The following is a 14313-nucleotide window of genomic DNA, read 5'->3' as shown; positions in this document are numbered from 1 at the left end:
GGGGTCATCGATTTTTTGAAATCACACTGTTCATGTATTGATTCAAATCGCGCAGGTCCTGAATGCTCCAGGCATGCGGCGGTATCTTTACACCATTCTCCCGCAAGGTTCTTGGAATCAGGTCGCCATTGGGGCGAAGTATTATCGATGACACGATAACGCCCGGATAATCATTGAGCCGTTTCTTGAACACGGAGGTTGTAAGGTCAGGTGTTGGAGGGTTGCTTTTATTGGCCAGGGGGCCGGTTCCTTTGATATCGGCTCCGTGGCACACGGCACAGCGCTGCGAATAGAGATTTTTCCCATTGTTATCCGCGAAGGACAGTGATGCTTGAGTGAGCGATAGAACGCCTAGCGAAGCGATGAGCAATACCTTTACTTTCATTTTTCATACGTCCTTGTTGTGTCAATCAGCCTGAATCGAGGGCAAAGGCTTGTCAGCCTTCCATCCAGACATCTTCGTAGCCTTGGTTGTCGATGATGAACTTGGCGCCAGCGGGCAGGCAGAGGTAATTCATCACCTGTGGCAGCATTTCACTGAGATGCTCAGTATGAACCGCTTGATAAAAATCATCAGCGTTCGAATGTTCTCCGCAGTGAATAAACCAACTGACATTACCCCCCTCCGGCAGCGAAATGCGTGCGCCATAAATAGGTGACTTGCCCAGAGTGGCAATCGCGATGGCGACCATTTCGTCTGGAGGCAGTACGGGCAGTCCGTATTTTTCACAGATGTCTTTTTGCATATTACGCAGTGCCTCAGGGTACTTCGATAGCGAACGGTACACTCATCCCAAATCGCCTTCCAGCCAGCGCGGCATGGCCCGGCCGACCCGGCTTAAAGCTCCTTGGCCTTGCGCCCGCGCGGCTTGGATTTTACCGGCACGCTGTTGCCATATTCGCTCCACCAGATGGCCAGCGCCTCCATCGTCGGCCCCAGCGCGCGGGCCTTGGCGGTGATCTCGTACTCGACCCGTGGCGGCACTTCGGCGAATACCGTGCGCGACACCAGGCCGTCGCTTTCCAGCTCGCGAAGTTGCGCGGTCAGCATGTGCTGGGTGATGCCGCTAATGGCTTTTCGCAACTCGCCGAAGCGGTAGATCCGCTGATTGAGCAACCACATGATTTCCAACTTCCACTTGCCTGAGAGCAAGGCGAATGCCCGGCGCATTTCCTCATGCATGTTGACCGTGGCGCTGTCATTAGTCTGCTTTTCCATACTAACCATCACTTTTTCATCCTACTTGTGGCTTTTCATGTTAGGCGACATCTTTGCCCCACGTCGACGCAACCCCCCTCACTCAGGAAGAAAACTCATGATCGAACACGCTTCATATTGGCTCAGCACCACGCTGTTGTCGGTGCTCTATGTGACCTCCGCGACGCTGTACGTGGTCAAGCGCGACTGGGTTCGCCAGGCCCTCGTCGACCTCGGTTATCCCACCTATCTGGTGGCGGGCCTGATCGTGGTGAAGGTGCTGGCGGTGCTGGCCATTGTCTCGCGCTTCAGCGTGGCGCTGAGCGACCTCGCGTATGCCGGGATGCTTTACCACCTGCTGCTGTCGGCGGTGGCGCACCTGGGGGTACGCAAACCTCGCGGCGCATTGCCGGCAGCGGTGTGCCTGGTACTGCTGGGCGTTTCCTTCCTGACGCAGAACGCCGCTCGCGAGCTGCCATCGCCTTATGGCCAGCTCTCGGCGGCACACCTGGCAACCCTCTGACCCATTGGAGAACAACATGGCTCGACTCAACGGAAAAATTGCCATCGTCACCGGCGCCAGCCGTGGCATCGGCCGCGCCACCGCGAAGCTGTTCGCGGCAGAAGGCGCCAGGGTGGCGGTGCTTTCGCGCACCGCCGAACACATCGATCGCGTGGTCGCCGATATCCAGGCCGCGGGCGGCACCGCGTTGGGCGTGGCCTGCGATATCGCCGATCCCGCCCAGATCGACGCTGCCGTGGAGCAGGTGGTGGCGGCCTATGGCGGCATCGACATCCTCGTCAACAACGCTTTCGATCCCATGGCGGTCTCGTCGTCGGTCCTCGAACTGTCGGTCGAGCAGTTGCAGCGCAATTTCGAGATGGGGCCGATCGCCTATCTGCGGACGATGCAAGCCTGCCATCCCTACCTCAAGGTGAGCGGGGCGGGCAGGGTGATCAACTTTGCCTCGCTGGCCGGGGTCCTCGGCATGGTCGGCTACGGCCCCTACAACATGGCCAAGGAAGCGGTGCGCGCCTTGACCCGCTCGGCGGCGCGCGAGTGGGGGGCGGACGGGATCACCGTGAACAACGTCCTGCCGGTGGCGGACACCTGGGGCGCGGCCGATGGGCCGCCACCGAGCAACGCGCTGGCCCGCCATGGCTCGCCGGAGGAAGACATCGCCCCGGTGGTGCTGTTCCTCGCCAGCAAGGATGGGCAGTACCTCACCGGCTACAGCCTGACGCCTGACGGCGGCCAGATCATCGACAGCGCGCGCTGACACCCGGCCCTGTTCTGTCGATTGTCTTAACGCCGACCACCGCTCACGCCGCCACGTTCGTTGCCCTGAAAGGCTTGCGCGTGGCGGCGCGGGCGGCCAGTACCGCCAGCACGGCGGCCACCACCAGCAGTGCCGCGCTCAGTTCGAAGGTCGCCCGATAACCGCTCAGGTCGAAGGCCAGGCCGCCCGCCGTGGCGCCCGCGGCAATCGCCAGCTGGACGATCGCCACCATCAATCCGCCGCCGGCTTCCGCGTCGTCCGGCAGCGCCCGGGTCAGCCAGGTCCACCAGGCGACCGGCGCGGCGGTCGCCACCAATCCCCAGAGGCCCAGCAAGACCGTGGTGACCGACACCGAGGCGCCAAACGCCACCAGGGCCATGGCGATCGCCGCCATCATCAGTGGGATGATGATCAGCGTGCGATACAGGGCGTTTTTCAGGAAGGTTTCGATCAGGAAGGTGCCCGCCAGGCCGGCCAGGCCGATCACCAGTAACATCAGCGACAGGGTGGTGACACTGACCTGGGTGACCGTCTCCAGGAAGGGCCGCAGGTAGGTGAACAGCATGAACTGGCCCATGAAAAACAGGCTGACCGCGAGCATGCCCAGGGCCACCGGCATTCTTTTCATCAGGCTGAAGACATTGCCGGTGCCGGCGGCCGGCTGCGCTTTCAGCGATGGCAGGCTGGCCAGCAGCCAGACGGCGGCGAGGGCGGCCACCGGCACCACGCAGAAGAACGCCCCGCGCCAGCCGATCAGGGAACCCAGGAAGCTGCCCAGGGGCGCCGCGATCACGGTCGCCAGGGCGTTGCCGCCATTGACGATGGCCAGGGCACGCGGCACCTGGTCTTCGGGCACCAGGCGCATGGCCGTGGCCGCCGACAACGACCAGAAGCCGCCGATGGCCACGCCGATCAGCGCGCGGCCGGCCATGAAGGTCAAGTAGTCCGGGGCGAACGCCACCACGGTTCCGGAGACGATCATCAGCAGGGTCAGGGACAGCAGCAGCCGCTTGCGCTCGACCCGGGCCGCCACCGAGGCGATCGCCAGGCTGGTGAACAGGGCAAACAGCCCGGAGACGGAAATGCCCTGGCCGGCTTGCCCCTCGCTGACCTGCAGATCGGCCGCGATCGGGGTCAGCAGGCTGACCGGCATGAACTCGGAGGCCACCAGGGCAAAGGCGGCGAGGGCCATGGCCAGCACGGCGCCCCAGGTGTGTCGGGGTTCGGGCGATTCGACGTGAGAGGTAGCGGTCATGGCGACAGGTTTCCTGTGTGGCTGGAAGCGTCCGTGCTGACCGAGGGGTGTTTCCGGCCGGGTCTTGCGGACGCTTCGATGCATAAATGGGTGCACGCCGCCGGTGGAAGACCGGGCAGGCGCGTGAATGGCGATCGGGACCGGTCCGGTGCTGGAGCGGCTCCGGTCGCGGCAGAAGGAAAACGCGACACCGGATTTGGTGCCGCGAAGCGCTGGATACCCAAGCAGGGCGCCCAGCGGACTATCAGAGGTTGCCCTGGAGGAACGGGATCAGGCGCTTGCCGTGCTTAGCCCGCCAGGGTGGCGTTGTCGATGACGAAGCGGTACTTGACGTCGCCCTTGAGCATGCGTTCGTAGGACTCATTGATCTGGTCCGCGCGCACCAGCTCGATGTCGGCGACGATGCCGTGCTCGGCACAGAAGTCGAGCATCTCCTGGGTCTGGGCAATGCCGCCGATCATCGAGCCGGCGAGGGTCCGGCGCTTCATGATCAGGTTGAACACATTGGGCGAGGCATGCGGAGTCGCCGGGGCGCCCACCAGGGTCATGCCGCCGTCGCGCTTGAGCAGCACGAGGAAGGCGTCGAGATCGTGGGGCGCGGCCACGGTGTTGAGGATCAGGTCGAAGCTCTTGGCGTGGGCGGCCATTTCCCCGGCGTTGCGCGACACCACCACTTCGTCGGCGCCCAGCTGGCGGGCGGCCTCGCGCTTGGAGTCAGAGGTGGTGAACGCCACCACGTGCGCGCCCAGGGCATGGGCCAGCTTGATGCCCATGTGGCCCAGGCCACCGATGCCGACCACGCCGACCTTCTTGCCGGGCCCGACCTTCCAGTGGCGCAGCGGCGAATAGGTGGTGATGCCCGCGCACAGCAGCGGCGCGACGGCGGCCAGCTGTTCCTCGGGGTGGCGGATGCGCAGCACGTAGCGTTCGTGGACCACGATCTGTTGCGAATAGCCGCCCAGGGTCCAGCCCGGGGCGTCCGGCGTCGGGAAGTTGTAGGTGCCGATCATGCCGTCGCAATAGTTCTCCAGGCCGTCCTCGCAGTCGGCGCAGTGCTTGCAGCTGTCGACGATGCAGCCGATGCCGACCACGTCGCCCGGGCGGAAACCGTGCACATGGGCGCCGACCGCCGCGACCCGGCCGACGATCTCGTGGCCGGGCACGCAGGGAAACTGCGTGCCGTGCCACTCGGCGCGCACCTGGTGCAGGTCCGAGTGGCAGATGCCGCAGAAGGCGATGTCGATCTGCACGTCATGGGCGCCGGGGGCGCGGCGGGTGATCTGCAGTGGTTCCAGAGGTTGGTCGCCCGCATGGGCGCCATAGGCGTTGACTAACATTGCACACTCCATCCAGCATTACGTTGGACGGTCATTTTCCCGGGCAGGCGCAGGCGGCCAGTAGTGCATTTCGCTGGAATTCTTGCCTGATTCTCTGGGCTTTGGTTTTTTTGGTAGGACCGGCACTGGGGCCGGGTTAACGTCTGGCAAGGAGGGTCCATACCGACATGACACGCCCATACGACACCCGCGCCCAGGCGCCCCAGGAAACCCTCGCGCGCCTCATTGGCGCTTGGATCAAGCACTCGGGAGACTGCTCGACAGCGATCCCCGGCCTGGTTTTTTTTCGCCGCGAGACCCCTTCACCACCCGCCGTGTGCATGGTCGAGCCGAGCATCGTCCTCGTCGCCCAGGGGGCGAAACAGCTGTGGGTCGGCGGTGAAGCCTACCCATACGACCCCTCGCGCTTTCTCGTGACCTCACTGGACCTGCCGGCCAATTCCGAGGTGACGGCGGCCAGCCTGGAACAACCCTGCCTCGGGCTGGGCTTCAAGCTCGACCCGCGCATGCTGGCGGAGCTGGCCGCCCAGGGCGGGCTGCTGCAACCTCGCGATCGAGGCACAGGCAAGGGCGTGGGCATCGGCACCGCGACGCCGGCCATGCTGGCCTCGTTCGTGCGCCTGCTGGAGTTGCTGGACGAGCCCGAAGCCATCCCGGTGTTGGCGCCGCTGATCCAGCGCGAGATCCACTACCGCTTGCTGCTGAGCGACCAGTCGGCGCGGCTGCGGCAGATCGCCTCCGTCGACGGCCAGGGCCACCGCATCGCCAGGGCCATCGACTGGCTGAAATTGAATTACACCGCGCAACTGCGGGTCGACGAACTCGCCGCCCGGGTGCAGATGAGCACGCCGACCTTTCACCACCACTTCCGCCAACTCACCGTCATGAGCCCGTTGCAATACCAGAAATGGCTACGCCTGACCGAAGCCAAACGCCTGATGATGAACGAACACCTGGACGTCTCCAGTGCCGCCTTCAAGGTCGGCTACGAAAGCCCGTCGCAGTTCAGTCGGGAGTACAGCCGGCTGTTTGGTGCAGCGCCCAGGCGGGATATTGCGCAGTTGCGGGGTTGTGGGGGAGGGGGTGAGTAGGAGGTGCTGGGGCTTGCGGGATTTGATTACGCCCTCAATTGAATGTCCGCGGTTCCTAATAAGAGACCGCGAACACCCCAAAAAGCAGTCATTCGCGAAGGGCAGTAATCGGCCAATTGCGGTAGCTCAACAGGCTCGCCCTCGCTTGAGGATTAGCTGAGTGATATACCGCTGGTTGGGTCTTTGCATGGCAATCAATAGGCAATCTCATGACGCGATTCTCAATTTATAGCGGGTTGGTTTTGGTGGGCTACTCGGCGCTCGATTACGGAGATCCCCCCATGGGCGTTGCTTCAGGCCAATTCGAGCCTGCCGATGGGTACGCAGCTATCCAGAACGAGTGTTCCACGAATCACCACGATCAGACCGGCCTGGATCTTTCTGTTCAAACCGAAGCGGGTCTGGTTATTCCATGTGCGGGCCTGGGCATCTTGGATTACTCCAAAGAGCTACCGCCCCCTTGCATCGAAGTGAACATTTTCGGTATTCCACATCCTCTCTATGGTGAGTTGTTTCCTCAGCAGGTCACTCTGTATGAGCGTCAATTTAGCTAATCTGTTGCATCGACCGGTTGAATCCACAGCCAAAAGCGGTCATTCGTTCAGGCCGCTGCCCAGATCTCACGAGGTCTTGCCTTCATCGCTGAGCCTTACCGCTTCGGCGACTTTTCTGGCGTCGAAACCGATCCACTCGATAAGCCGGCGCATCAAGCCTGGGGCTTTCGCCACCAGCCCCTGGCTGCGTGGCACCGTCACCAGGTCATGCCGCTGCTCGATGCACTCCACCAGGGCGGCTACCACCTGCTCCAGCGCGACGAACTGCCAGACCCCCTGATGGTTGTTCCAGACCAGGGTAGAAGACGGCCCATCGATGACTGCCTCCATCATCGGCGTCTGGAAGAAGGTCGGGTGGAACGAGCCAACGCCCACGCCGTGCTGACGAAGCTCCAGGCGCAAACTGTCACACAGTGCCCAGACTCCGGCCTTACTGGCGGTGTAGGCCGTGTTCAACGGCGAATGGACGAAAGCCGCCATGGACGAGATGGCCAGTAGATAGCCCTGGCGCGCCTTCACATGGGGTAGTGCGGCGCGGAAGGTGCGCGCCACGCCGTTGAGATTGATATCGATGACCCGGTCAAACGCGGCGGGGTCGATGTACTCCAGGGCGACTACCGAGCTGACGCCAGCACCGGCGACCACCACATCAATTCCGCCGAAGTGCCGCGCGGCCTCCTTCAGTGCCGTTTCCAGACTCTCAATCGAGCGCACGTTGGCCACCCAGCCGGCAGCGACATCAGGCCCGCCCAGGGCAGCAGCCATGGCGTTCAGGCTATCCAGATCGAGATCCAGCAAGACCAGCTTCGCGCCTTTGTCGCGCAGAGCCTGCACGGCGGCCCTGCCGAGGCCACCGGTGGCACCGGTGATGGCGATGACGCGGTCGTTCAGCGAGTAGCTTTTCATGGGTGAACCTTAAGCAAGTAGTGGGCATCAACCTGGGTCTGGGTGCGAACGGTTTCTTCTTCCAACTGGTGGAGCAACCGTTGCAGGCGGGCATGGCGTGCCAGATGCCAGTCGGTGAAAACGTTGAACAGGCCGCGCATCAGGGAGATGGGCGCCCAGCGAGCCGGTACAACGATGCGCGGCTGGCGCTTTTGCAGCCCGCGCACCACGCCACGTGCCACCTTTTCCGGCGCAATTGCTCGGTGCAGGAAGGCCGGCAATAGGGTCTCGTTCATCTGGGTGGCGATGGCGTTGCCACCGAAGGCAACCTTGGCGATGGCGGTCGCCGTCCAGCCGGGATAGAGCACGCTGGCGCTGGCCCCGGTCGCACTCAGCTCGGCGCGCAGCGAGCGTGCCAGCGACTCCACCGCTGCTTTGCTCGCGGCATAGGGCGCGTTGGCCATGCCGTTCAAGTAGGCATAGGTAGACGACGTGACCAGCACCTGGCCCCGGTTGCGTACGACCTCCGGCAGTGCGGCGCGCATCGTGTGCCACACACCAAACAGATCCACCTCAATGATGCGGCGGAACTCCGCTTCGTCGCAGGTGCGTAGGGTCGCAGGTACGCCCCGCCAGGAGATGCCGGCATTGGCGAAGGCCACATCGAGACGGCCGAAGCGCTCGACTGCCTGGCGTACCACCGCTTTCGCCGCCTCGGCGTCGGTGACGTCGAACGCCAGCGGCAACACGCGTTGGCTGTTGAACTCCTGGGCCAGCTTGTCCACCGCGTCCTGCGAGGTATCGGTCAGCACCAGGCTGGCGCCCCGCGCATACAGTTCGCGTGCGCTGGCGGCGCCGATGCCGCCAGCCGCGCCGGTGATCAGAACCACTTTGCCTTGAAGGTCGTACATATTCTTATCTCTTCGTTGGGATGCTTGGCACGTTGCGCTTGAGAAAGTCGAGTTGATCACCCACCACCTGCTCGAAGGCTTCGCCCACATAAATATCGAAGTGCCCATGGGCATAGAGCTTGATCTCATGACGTGGCGCGCGCCGGGCGTGACGCAGCGTCTGCTTCGCCGGTGCCACGCTGTCGGGATCGCACACGCAGAACAGCACGGGGGCCTGGATACGAGGTGTACTGCGCCCGGGGTAGTAGCGAATGATGTCCACGGCAAAGCGCGCGGCGGCCTCTTTACGGATACGCGCACCTGACGGGATCAGCCCGTTATAGCCGCTCCAGGCATCCGGCGAAGTCATGAATGCCGTATCGCCAGGTTGACCTGCGAGCGGCACCAGAATGGGTTTGGCGCCGAACCACGAGCCGATACGGTCGGCCAGGGCCAGCACGGTGAGGCGAAGTGACACTAGGGGTTCGGTTGCAAGACTGGAGCTCAGGCCGTCGGTGAAGGGACATTGGGAGATGACAGCGGCCACCCCGGCATCGTCGGCGGCGGTGGTCAGCACATGGCCGCCACCGAACGAGGTGCCCCAGATAACGACACGCTGCGGGTCCACCTCCGCGAGGCAGCGGGCGTGAGCTATCGCGGCTTTCCAGTCGTCGAGCTGGCGGTTGATATCCAGCAGTTGGCGTGGCTCGCCCTCGCTGTCGCCGAAGTGGCGATAGTCGAACACCAGGCAAGCGTAGCCGGCGGCGGCGAAGCGCTCGGCAAAGGCCGGCAAGCGCATCTTGCGCGTCCCGCCAAGCCCATGCGCCATCACCACCACCGGGAAAGGTCCTGCACCCAGTGGGCGGTAAAAGTCGGCAACGCAACGCGAGCCGTTGGAGAAGAACTGGATTGTCGCTGGTGCCAGAAGATCGGTGATCGTGTTCATGAACGGCATCCGCTGGAATGGCTGGAGTGCCGTCATTCTCGGCAGCTGCCGGTAGGAAGGCTTGACGGTATCCGACGACTCGCTTGACACTTTGCGCCAAACAACAAAAGGCAAAGCCACCCAAGGAAGCCCGATGAGCCAGCCTTTATATAGGCGCGTGGTGCCCGAGACCTACGTGCAACTGCTCTATGAATACCTGGAGGCGCTCGGTCACGAGCCCGAGTCGGTGCTTGGTCAGCCCTGGCCCACACCTGCCCAGGAGGGTGTCGGCGGCGTTGACGTGGAATGCTGGGATCGCCTGCTGGTGACAGCGACGCAAGTGCTAGGCGATCCGCTGTTGGGACTGCACCTCGGTCAAACCATCAGCGCTCGGCATATCGGTGTGCTCGGATCGGTGCTGCTGGCCTGCGGTAATCTCGGTACGGCTCTGCAAAGCCTGGAGCGCTACATTCGCCTGGTGTACGACGTCATTCCCATGACTCGCCGCGACGGCGACGGCTGGTTCGAACTGGTCTGGGATGTCAGCCAGTACCAGCCAGGCCCCTTGGTGAACGAAACCGGTATGGTTGCCATAGTGCAGTTCTGCCGTGCCCTAGTGCGCGGCACCGCCAACCCGTTGCGGATCGATTTCAATCATCCCGGCCCCCTCGACACCAGCCCGTATGAAGCCTTCTTCGGCTGTCCGGTACGCTTCGGTCAAGCCGAGGCGGTCCTGCGTTTCTCCACGCAACTGCTCGAACTGCCCTTCAAGAGCCCCGACCCGGCGCTGGTCTCCCTGTTGGAACAACATGCGGATCGCCTGCTGGCCCAGTTGCCACAACAGGATGAATTCGTGGAACGGCTGCGCAAGGCCATCACCCATGCCTTGCGCGAAGGTGAGCCGAGCATCGAGCGGATTAGCCCTCAACTGGGCACCTCGTCACGCACGCTACAGCGCCGTCTGAAAGAGGCCGGCACCAGCTTTCGCGATGAGCTGAACCTGGTCCGCCACGAACTGGCGCTGTCGTACCTGCGCGATCCACGCCTGCAAATCGTGGATATCGCCATGCTGCTGGGCTATTCGGAGCACAGCGCCTTCACTCGCGCCTTCAAGGAGTGGAGCGGAAGGTCGCCCCATGAGACCAGGCAACTTAACTCGGAGAAATACTGAGCGAGAGTCGAGCGCCTCACCGAGCAGGAGCGGCGCTGGATCATCGATTACTGCCGCTACCGGCTGGGCATCGACACTGCCTTGACCCGCCAGGACGATGTGGAAACCTGCGGGAAAAAATAGCCATGGATTGAACGCCCGGAATGCTCCGCCGGCCACCGCCTAAACCCCACCATATCGATACACCGTCGCGCTCCAATAGCGGCTGCCGCCGTTAGGTGTCTGGCGAACCCATCCCTGTGCCTCCAGTTGCCTGGCGATCAGTCGATTCATGAAGCCATGGCCGAGCGTTCGGGACATCGCTCTGATGCCAACCCGAAACCGCAGCAAGGCGAGGCGAGACCAGCGGCTTTGGGGCTCGACGGTCACGCCATCGGCAACAAGTCAGTCTTCGGCCATGACGCGGGCGTGTCTTGCACCCTGGGTTTCAAACCAGTCGCGGTCGCGGTACCACGCCACGGTGTCGGTGATCGTCAGCTCCAGCGCTCGAAAGTTCAGGCCCAGCTCCTGTTCGCTCTTGCGGTGGTTGAAACGGCTGCGGTCCTTCTCCCGTACCAACAGGCGCAAGGTGGCCAGGCTCAGCAGGATGGGCCTGCCGGTCAGGCGCGCGTAGACCTCCTGCACCGCCGCCAGGGTGTAGAGAAGGGGCAGTGGCACGTAGCGAGCAGGGGTCTTGACCCCGGCGATACGCCCGAGCACAGGCACCAGCTCGGCCATGGTCATGTGCCGGCCCGCCGCCAGATAACGTTCGCCTCGCCGCCCGTGCCTGGCCGCGGCAATCTGCGCCAAGGCCACATCGCGGGCATCGACGACGGAAAAGCTGCCGGGGATCAGCCCGGGCAACTTGCCGTGCAGGACATCGTGGACCAACTGCCCCGAGGAGGTCGGGCCCAGGTCGCCAGGGCCCCACATCCAGCCCGGCAGGACCATGCAGGCCTGCATGTCGGGATGGGCCTCGAGGAACGCCAGGACGGCACGGTCGGCGAGGATCTTGCTGCGGTAGTAGCCATCCGCGTTGGCGTCGGCGCGCAGGCAGGTTTCATCGATGGAGCTGCCAGGCGCGCCGTCGAGCACGGCGATCGAGGAGGTATGGATGAACCGGCGGATACCGGCGCGGTAGGCCTGCTCGAGCAGTTCCCGGGTGCCGATGACATTGATCTTTTCCAGTTCCTGCCAGTGGCTGCCGCCCTTGTAGTTGTCGCGAAAGAACGCCGCGGTGTGAAACACCGTATCGCAGCCTCGCAGGGCCGCGGCGAAGGCCTCGACATTGCCCATGTCGCCAACGACCAGTTCCACGCCCGACAGGTTCTTGAACTGCTGTTCACCCTTGGCCCTCGAGCGCACCAGGGCCTTGACCGCGCAGCCACGCGCGAGCAATTCACGCACCAGGTTGTTGCCCAGCAAACCGGTGGCGCCAGTCACGAATGCATGACGCATGGTTCAACCCTCACTCGGTTCGGCTGACGGCATCAACACCGCGCTGTCGAAGAACACCTCTTGATGGATGGCCAAGCCGTCCTTGAAGGTGAAGTGTGCGGCGTAGTGCACGGCAATAAAGCGTCCATGGGGTGCAAGCACCCGGTCCGGCAGCACCAGGGGCGCTGCAAAGGTGCCGCTCAGCATGGCCGTCAGCGCCAGACGATCGGCTCCGACGGCGAACGGGTTGAGGATCACGTGGGCATCGGGGAAGGCTTCGAACAACGCGGTTTCTCGTTGGCGCATGGCCTCGCGGCCCACTTGTATCCCCATGCCATCGAGGTAGGTGAAGTCTTCGCTCACCAGCGCCAGCAGCGCCTCCATATCACGGCGGTTGAAGGCATTGGCGGCGTGTTGCGCATAGTCGTTGGGGCCAATCGGCATACAGTCCATTCCAGTTGTTTCCAGGGCCGGTAGATATACCGTCGAGCCCCCTCTCGAAAAACAGCGACTCCTGCATAATGGCTTTGCATATATGCAAACCAGGGAGCAGATGAAACATGGTGTCGGAAGCGAATTGGGACGATCTTCGCCTGTTGTTGGCCGTTTCGCGGCGTGGCAGCTTTCTGCAAGCGGGCCAGTTGCTGGGGATCGCGGCGTCTACCGTGTCCCGTCGGTTGACCCAGCTTGAGGAGGCCCTGGGCGAGCCGCTCGTCGAACGCGGTGTCGAAGGATGCCGGTTGACCTCGCGGGGCCAGTCCCTAGTGGAAGTCGCCCAGGCGGCGGAAGCGGGCTTGAGGCGGCAAACCGTGACCGGTATGTCCGCACTGGACAGCGAGCTGTCGGGCAGTGTCCTGGTCAGTGCGGGAGAGGGCTTTGCGTCGTGCGTGCTGGAGGCGGCGAGTCGCTTCACCGCGCTTCACCCGCGTTGCACGGTGGAATTGCTGGTAGCCGCCGACTTTCACAAGATCGTGCGCGGCGTGGCCGACATCGCGGTGCGCACCGCGCACCTGGGTGAGCCGTCATTGATTTATCGACCCATGGGCCGGCTCGCCTACGGGGTCTTCGCCACTGCGGATTATCTGCGGCGGTTTCCACAGGTGACGCCGGCCACGGCCGTCAATATCGGCCTGCTGCCGCCGCTGGACATGTTGCCGCAAGTGCGCGTGGCCAAGGCCGCCGGCCTGGAGCGTGCGCAGATCAGCGTGAACTCGTTTGCCCTGCAGCTGGACGCGGTGCGGCGTGGCCTGGGGGTGGCAGTACTGCCGCGTGTTCTGGCGAAGGACTTGATTGAGTTGTTCCCGCAGCTCCAGCTTCCCGATATGGAGGTCTACCTGGTGACCCGGCCACAGGCCTTGAAGCAGGCTCATATCAGCTGTTTCTTTGCCATTGTGCAGCAGGTGCTGTTCGAAGCCCTTGCCCTGGAAACGGTTGAAAGTGACGTCTTGGGGGCGAGGGCTGAGGGGTGAAGCGATCCCGGTTTTCCTGTGTGTTATGCATGATCGGCAGAGAGCGGTCAGAAGCGGGCACTCGGACACTCAACCCTGCACCAGGTAGGCTCCGGACGGAACCCGATCGCGCAGCTTCTTGCATTTGCCGGGTTTGGGCTGATGCCCCGGCGGGCGATCGGGAAACCAGATTCGACATTTACCCGGAGGCGGCCGATGGCCACGGGGAATCTCAATCTCGTCGTACGTGGGGGCTGGCTCGGCGGAAGTCATTCGCAGTTGCCCTTCGGGACTTGGCCTGTCACCCGTCGGCCAGTTCGCTGCGTTCTCCGCCGCTTCGCGGGTGAGGGTCTCAGTGCGGCGTTCAGTGTCCGGCGTGGGCTGCTCGGCGGCGACAGTTTCTGCTTCACGGCGCCTTTTAACCTCTTCTTCCAGGCCCTCCCGTACGGCAACAAGACGCTCGTCGGCGTTGGGTGGGTTATTCGACGCCAGGGCCTTCTGCGCCGCCTGGATCAATTGGAGGTTGCGATTGCGTAGCGCGACGTTGTGACCCACCCGCATATTGGAGCGCGTCGCCAGCGCTTCAGCCTGCTGATACTGCCCTTGCTGAAGGCGCAACACACCGAGGTAATGCAGCGTCGCGGGATTGTTCGGCTGGATATGCAGGGCCCGCTCCAGCGTGGCAGCGGCCTGGTCCAACTGGCCATCCGCATACTGCTGCGAGGCGGATTCAATCAGGGTTGTTGATGCGTTGTTACTTTGCTGAGAGGCTTTGCGCTCGGCCGCAACCGAACAATGCGACGCGGCTGCGCAGAGCGCCAGGATCAGACCCGGCAGAAAACTCTTGGTTGGCATCAGGGGGC

The 14313-nt window shown here is 63.3% G+C and carries 17 protein-coding genes and 1 pseudogene; 6 read left to right on the top strand and 12 right to left on the bottom strand.

What is annotated here, in order from left to right; translation table 11 throughout:
- Positions 1-4 precede the first annotated feature (4 nt).
- The 3 genes from CRO75_RS18250 to CRO75_RS18240 all read right to left on the bottom strand — a co-directional run bounded on the left by CRO75_RS18250 (position 5) and on the right by CRO75_RS18240 (position 1228).
- Positions 5-385, bottom strand: coding sequence for a cytochrome c (locus CRO75_RS18250; protein WP_097137294.1), 381 nt, complete (start codon positions 383-385; stop codon positions 5-7).
- 52 nt (positions 386-437) lie between these two features.
- The gene (locus CRO75_RS18245; protein ID WP_097137292.1) at positions 438-746 is read right to left on the bottom strand and encodes a hypothetical protein; all 309 of its coding nucleotides are present in this window, start codon (positions 744-746) and stop codon (positions 438-440) included.
- Positions 747-838: 92 nt separating this feature from the next.
- Positions 839-1228: a helix-turn-helix domain-containing protein gene (locus CRO75_RS18240; RefSeq protein ID WP_204856408.1), complete on the bottom strand. Its 390-nt coding sequence runs from the start codon at positions 1226-1228 to the stop codon at positions 839-841.
- Positions 1229-1316: 88 nt separating this feature from the next.
- Between CRO75_RS18240 and CRO75_RS18235 the strand changes: the two genes are divergently transcribed.
- Both CRO75_RS18235 and CRO75_RS18230 read left to right on the top strand, forming a co-directional pair.
- A complete protein-coding gene (locus tag CRO75_RS18235) occupies positions 1317-1721 on the top strand; it encodes a DoxX family protein (RefSeq protein ID WP_097137288.1) in 405 nt (134 codons plus the stop codon).
- Positions 1722-1737: 16 nt separating this feature from the next.
- Positions 1738-2478: an SDR family oxidoreductase gene (locus CRO75_RS18230; RefSeq protein ID WP_097137285.1), complete on the top strand. Its 741-nt coding sequence runs from the start codon at positions 1738-1740 to the stop codon at positions 2476-2478.
- Positions 2479-2521: 43 nt separating this feature from the next.
- On the opposite strand, the gene CRO75_RS18225 is transcribed toward CRO75_RS18230, so the two are convergent.
- Positions 2522-3733, bottom strand: a complete 1212-nt coding sequence (locus CRO75_RS18225) for an MFS transporter (protein ID WP_097137283.1) — start codon at positions 3731-3733, stop codon at positions 2522-2524.
- Between the two features lie 287 nt (positions 3734-4020).
- Positions 4021-5070, bottom strand: coding sequence for an NAD(P)-dependent alcohol dehydrogenase (locus tag CRO75_RS18220; RefSeq protein WP_097137281.1), 1050 nt, complete (start codon positions 5068-5070; stop codon positions 4021-4023).
- Positions 5071-5237: 167 nt separating this feature from the next.
- Between CRO75_RS18220 and CRO75_RS18215 the strand changes: the two genes are divergently transcribed.
- Positions 5238-6161 (top strand): AraC family transcriptional regulator, encoded by a 924-nt coding sequence (locus CRO75_RS18215; RefSeq protein WP_097137279.1) that lies wholly within the window; start codon positions 5238-5240, stop codon positions 6159-6161.
- Between the two features lie 281 nt (positions 6162-6442).
- Complete coding sequence (locus tag CRO75_RS18210; RefSeq protein ID WP_097137365.1) at positions 6443-6715, top strand: hypothetical protein; 273 nt, start codon at positions 6443-6445, stop codon at positions 6713-6715.
- Between the two features lie 66 nt (positions 6716-6781).
- Here the strand turns inward: CRO75_RS18210 and CRO75_RS18205 are convergent, their stop codons facing one another.
- From CRO75_RS18205 to CRO75_RS18195, 3 genes are read right to left on the bottom strand one after another with little or no spacing between them, the layout of a single operon-like run.
- The gene (locus CRO75_RS18205) at positions 6782-7621 is read right to left on the bottom strand and encodes an SDR family NAD(P)-dependent oxidoreductase (RefSeq protein WP_097137277.1); all 840 of its coding nucleotides are present in this window, start codon (positions 7619-7621) and stop codon (positions 6782-6784) included.
- Positions 7618-8511: an SDR family NAD(P)-dependent oxidoreductase gene (locus tag CRO75_RS18200; protein ID WP_097137275.1), complete on the bottom strand. Its 894-nt coding sequence runs from the start codon at positions 8509-8511 to the stop codon at positions 7618-7620. The genes CRO75_RS18205 and CRO75_RS18200 overlap by 4 nt, the downstream gene beginning before the upstream one ends.
- 4 nt (positions 8512-8515) lie before the next feature.
- On the bottom strand, positions 8516-9436 hold the full coding sequence (locus CRO75_RS18195) for an alpha/beta hydrolase (protein WP_177409763.1): 921 nt from the start codon (positions 9434-9436) through the stop codon (positions 8516-8518).
- Between the two features lie 133 nt (positions 9437-9569).
- Here CRO75_RS18195 and CRO75_RS18190 point away from each other — a divergent pair, with 133 nt between their 5' ends.
- Positions 9570-10586 carry an AraC family transcriptional regulator gene (locus tag CRO75_RS18190; RefSeq protein WP_097137270.1) on the top strand — a complete coding sequence of 339 codons (1017 nt, stop codon included), beginning with the start codon at positions 9570-9572 and terminating at the stop codon, positions 10584-10586.
- A gap of 162 nt (positions 10587-10748) precedes the next feature.
- Here the strand turns inward: CRO75_RS18190 and CRO75_RS33235 are convergent.
- From CRO75_RS33235 to CRO75_RS18175, 3 genes and pseudogenes are all read right to left on the bottom strand, one after another.
- Positions 10749-10874 (bottom strand): annotated as a pseudogene (locus CRO75_RS33235) (histidine phosphatase family protein); the annotation flags it as partial.
- Between the two features lie 96 nt (positions 10875-10970).
- On the bottom strand, positions 10971-12023 hold the full coding sequence (locus tag CRO75_RS18180; RefSeq protein WP_097137266.1) for an SDR family oxidoreductase: 1053 nt from the start codon (positions 12021-12023) through the stop codon (positions 10971-10973).
- A 3-nt stretch (positions 12024-12026) separates the two neighbouring features.
- Positions 12027-12446 (bottom strand): nuclear transport factor 2 family protein, encoded by a 420-nt coding sequence (locus CRO75_RS18175; RefSeq protein WP_009044289.1) that lies wholly within the window; start codon positions 12444-12446, stop codon positions 12027-12029.
- A gap of 116 nt (positions 12447-12562) precedes the next feature.
- Here CRO75_RS18175 and CRO75_RS18170 point away from each other — a divergent pair, with 116 nt between their 5' ends.
- A complete protein-coding gene (locus CRO75_RS18170; protein WP_097137264.1) occupies positions 12563-13471 on the top strand; it encodes a LysR family transcriptional regulator in 909 nt (302 codons plus the stop codon).
- A 69-nt stretch (positions 13472-13540) separates the two neighbouring features.
- Here CRO75_RS18170 and CRO75_RS18165 read toward each other — a convergent pair whose 3' ends face one another.
- Positions 13541-14305 carry a tetratricopeptide repeat protein gene (locus CRO75_RS18165; protein WP_097137363.1) on the bottom strand — a complete coding sequence of 255 codons (765 nt, stop codon included), beginning with the start codon at positions 14303-14305 and terminating at the stop codon, positions 13541-13543.
- Between the last annotated feature and the right edge of the window lie 8 nt (positions 14306-14313).

This window comes from Pseudomonas sp. LAMO17WK12:I10 (assembly GCF_900215185.1).
In the GTDB taxonomy this organism is placed as follows: Bacteria; Pseudomonadota; Gammaproteobacteria; order Pseudomonadales; family Pseudomonadaceae; genus Aquipseudomonas; species Aquipseudomonas chlororaphis.
Note: the sequence above shows the minus strand (reverse complement) of the source record. Positions and strands in the feature narration are given on the sequence as shown.

What these genes read in the sequence shown, in the direction of transcription:
- CRO75_RS18225 (WP_097137283.1), bottom strand. Translation starts at nt 3,733, where the DNA reads ATGACCGCTACCTCTCACGTCGAATCGCCCGAACCCCGACACACCTGG.
- CRO75_RS18175 (WP_009044289.1), bottom strand. Translation starts at nt 12,446, where the DNA reads ATGCCGATTGGCCCCAACGACTATGCGCAACACGCCGCCAATGCCTTC.
- CRO75_RS18190 (WP_097137270.1), top strand. Translation starts at nt 9,570, where the DNA reads ATGAGCCAGCCTTTATATAGGCGCGTGGTGCCCGAGACCTACGTGCAA.
- CRO75_RS18235 (WP_097137288.1), top strand. Translation starts at nt 1,317, where the DNA reads ATGATCGAACACGCTTCATATTGGCTCAGCACCACGCTGTTGTCGGTG.
- CRO75_RS18220 (WP_097137281.1), bottom strand. Translation starts at nt 5,070, where the DNA reads ATGTTAGTCAACGCCTATGGCGCCCATGCGGGCGACCAACCTCTGGAA.
- CRO75_RS18195 (WP_177409763.1), bottom strand. Translation starts at nt 9,436, where the DNA reads ATGAACACGATCACCGATCTTCTGGCACCAGCGACAATCCAGTTCTTC.
- CRO75_RS18230 (WP_097137285.1), top strand. Translation starts at nt 1,738, where the DNA reads ATGGCTCGACTCAACGGAAAAATTGCCATCGTCACCGGCGCCAGCCGT.
- CRO75_RS18165 (WP_097137363.1), bottom strand. Translation starts at nt 14,305, where the DNA reads ATGCCAACCAAGAGTTTTCTGCCGGGTCTGATCCTGGCGCTCTGCGCA.
- CRO75_RS18250 (WP_097137294.1), bottom strand. Translation starts at nt 385, where the DNA reads ATGAAAGTAAAGGTATTGCTCATCGCTTCGCTAGGCGTTCTATCGCTC.
- CRO75_RS18200 (WP_097137275.1), bottom strand. Translation starts at nt 8,511, where the DNA reads ATGTACGACCTTCAAGGCAAAGTGGTTCTGATCACCGGCGCGGCTGGC.
- CRO75_RS18205 (WP_097137277.1), bottom strand. Translation starts at nt 7,621, where the DNA reads ATGAAAAGCTACTCGCTGAACGACCGCGTCATCGCCATCACCGGTGCC.
- CRO75_RS18180 (WP_097137266.1), bottom strand. Translation starts at nt 12,023, where the DNA reads ATGCGTCATGCATTCGTGACTGGCGCCACCGGTTTGCTGGGCAACAAC.
- CRO75_RS18210 (WP_097137365.1), top strand. Translation starts at nt 6,443, where the DNA reads ATGGGCGTTGCTTCAGGCCAATTCGAGCCTGCCGATGGGTACGCAGCT.
- CRO75_RS18240 (WP_204856408.1), bottom strand. Translation starts at nt 1,228, where the DNA reads ATGGTTAGTATGGAAAAGCAGACTAATGACAGCGCCACGGTCAACATG.
- CRO75_RS18215 (WP_097137279.1), top strand. Translation starts at nt 5,238, where the DNA reads ATGACACGCCCATACGACACCCGCGCCCAGGCGCCCCAGGAAACCCTC.
- CRO75_RS18170 (WP_097137264.1), top strand. Translation starts at nt 12,563, where the DNA reads ATGGTGTCGGAAGCGAATTGGGACGATCTTCGCCTGTTGTTGGCCGTT.
- CRO75_RS18245 (WP_097137292.1), bottom strand. Translation starts at nt 746, where the DNA reads ATGCAAAAAGACATCTGTGAAAAATACGGACTGCCCGTACTGCCTCCA.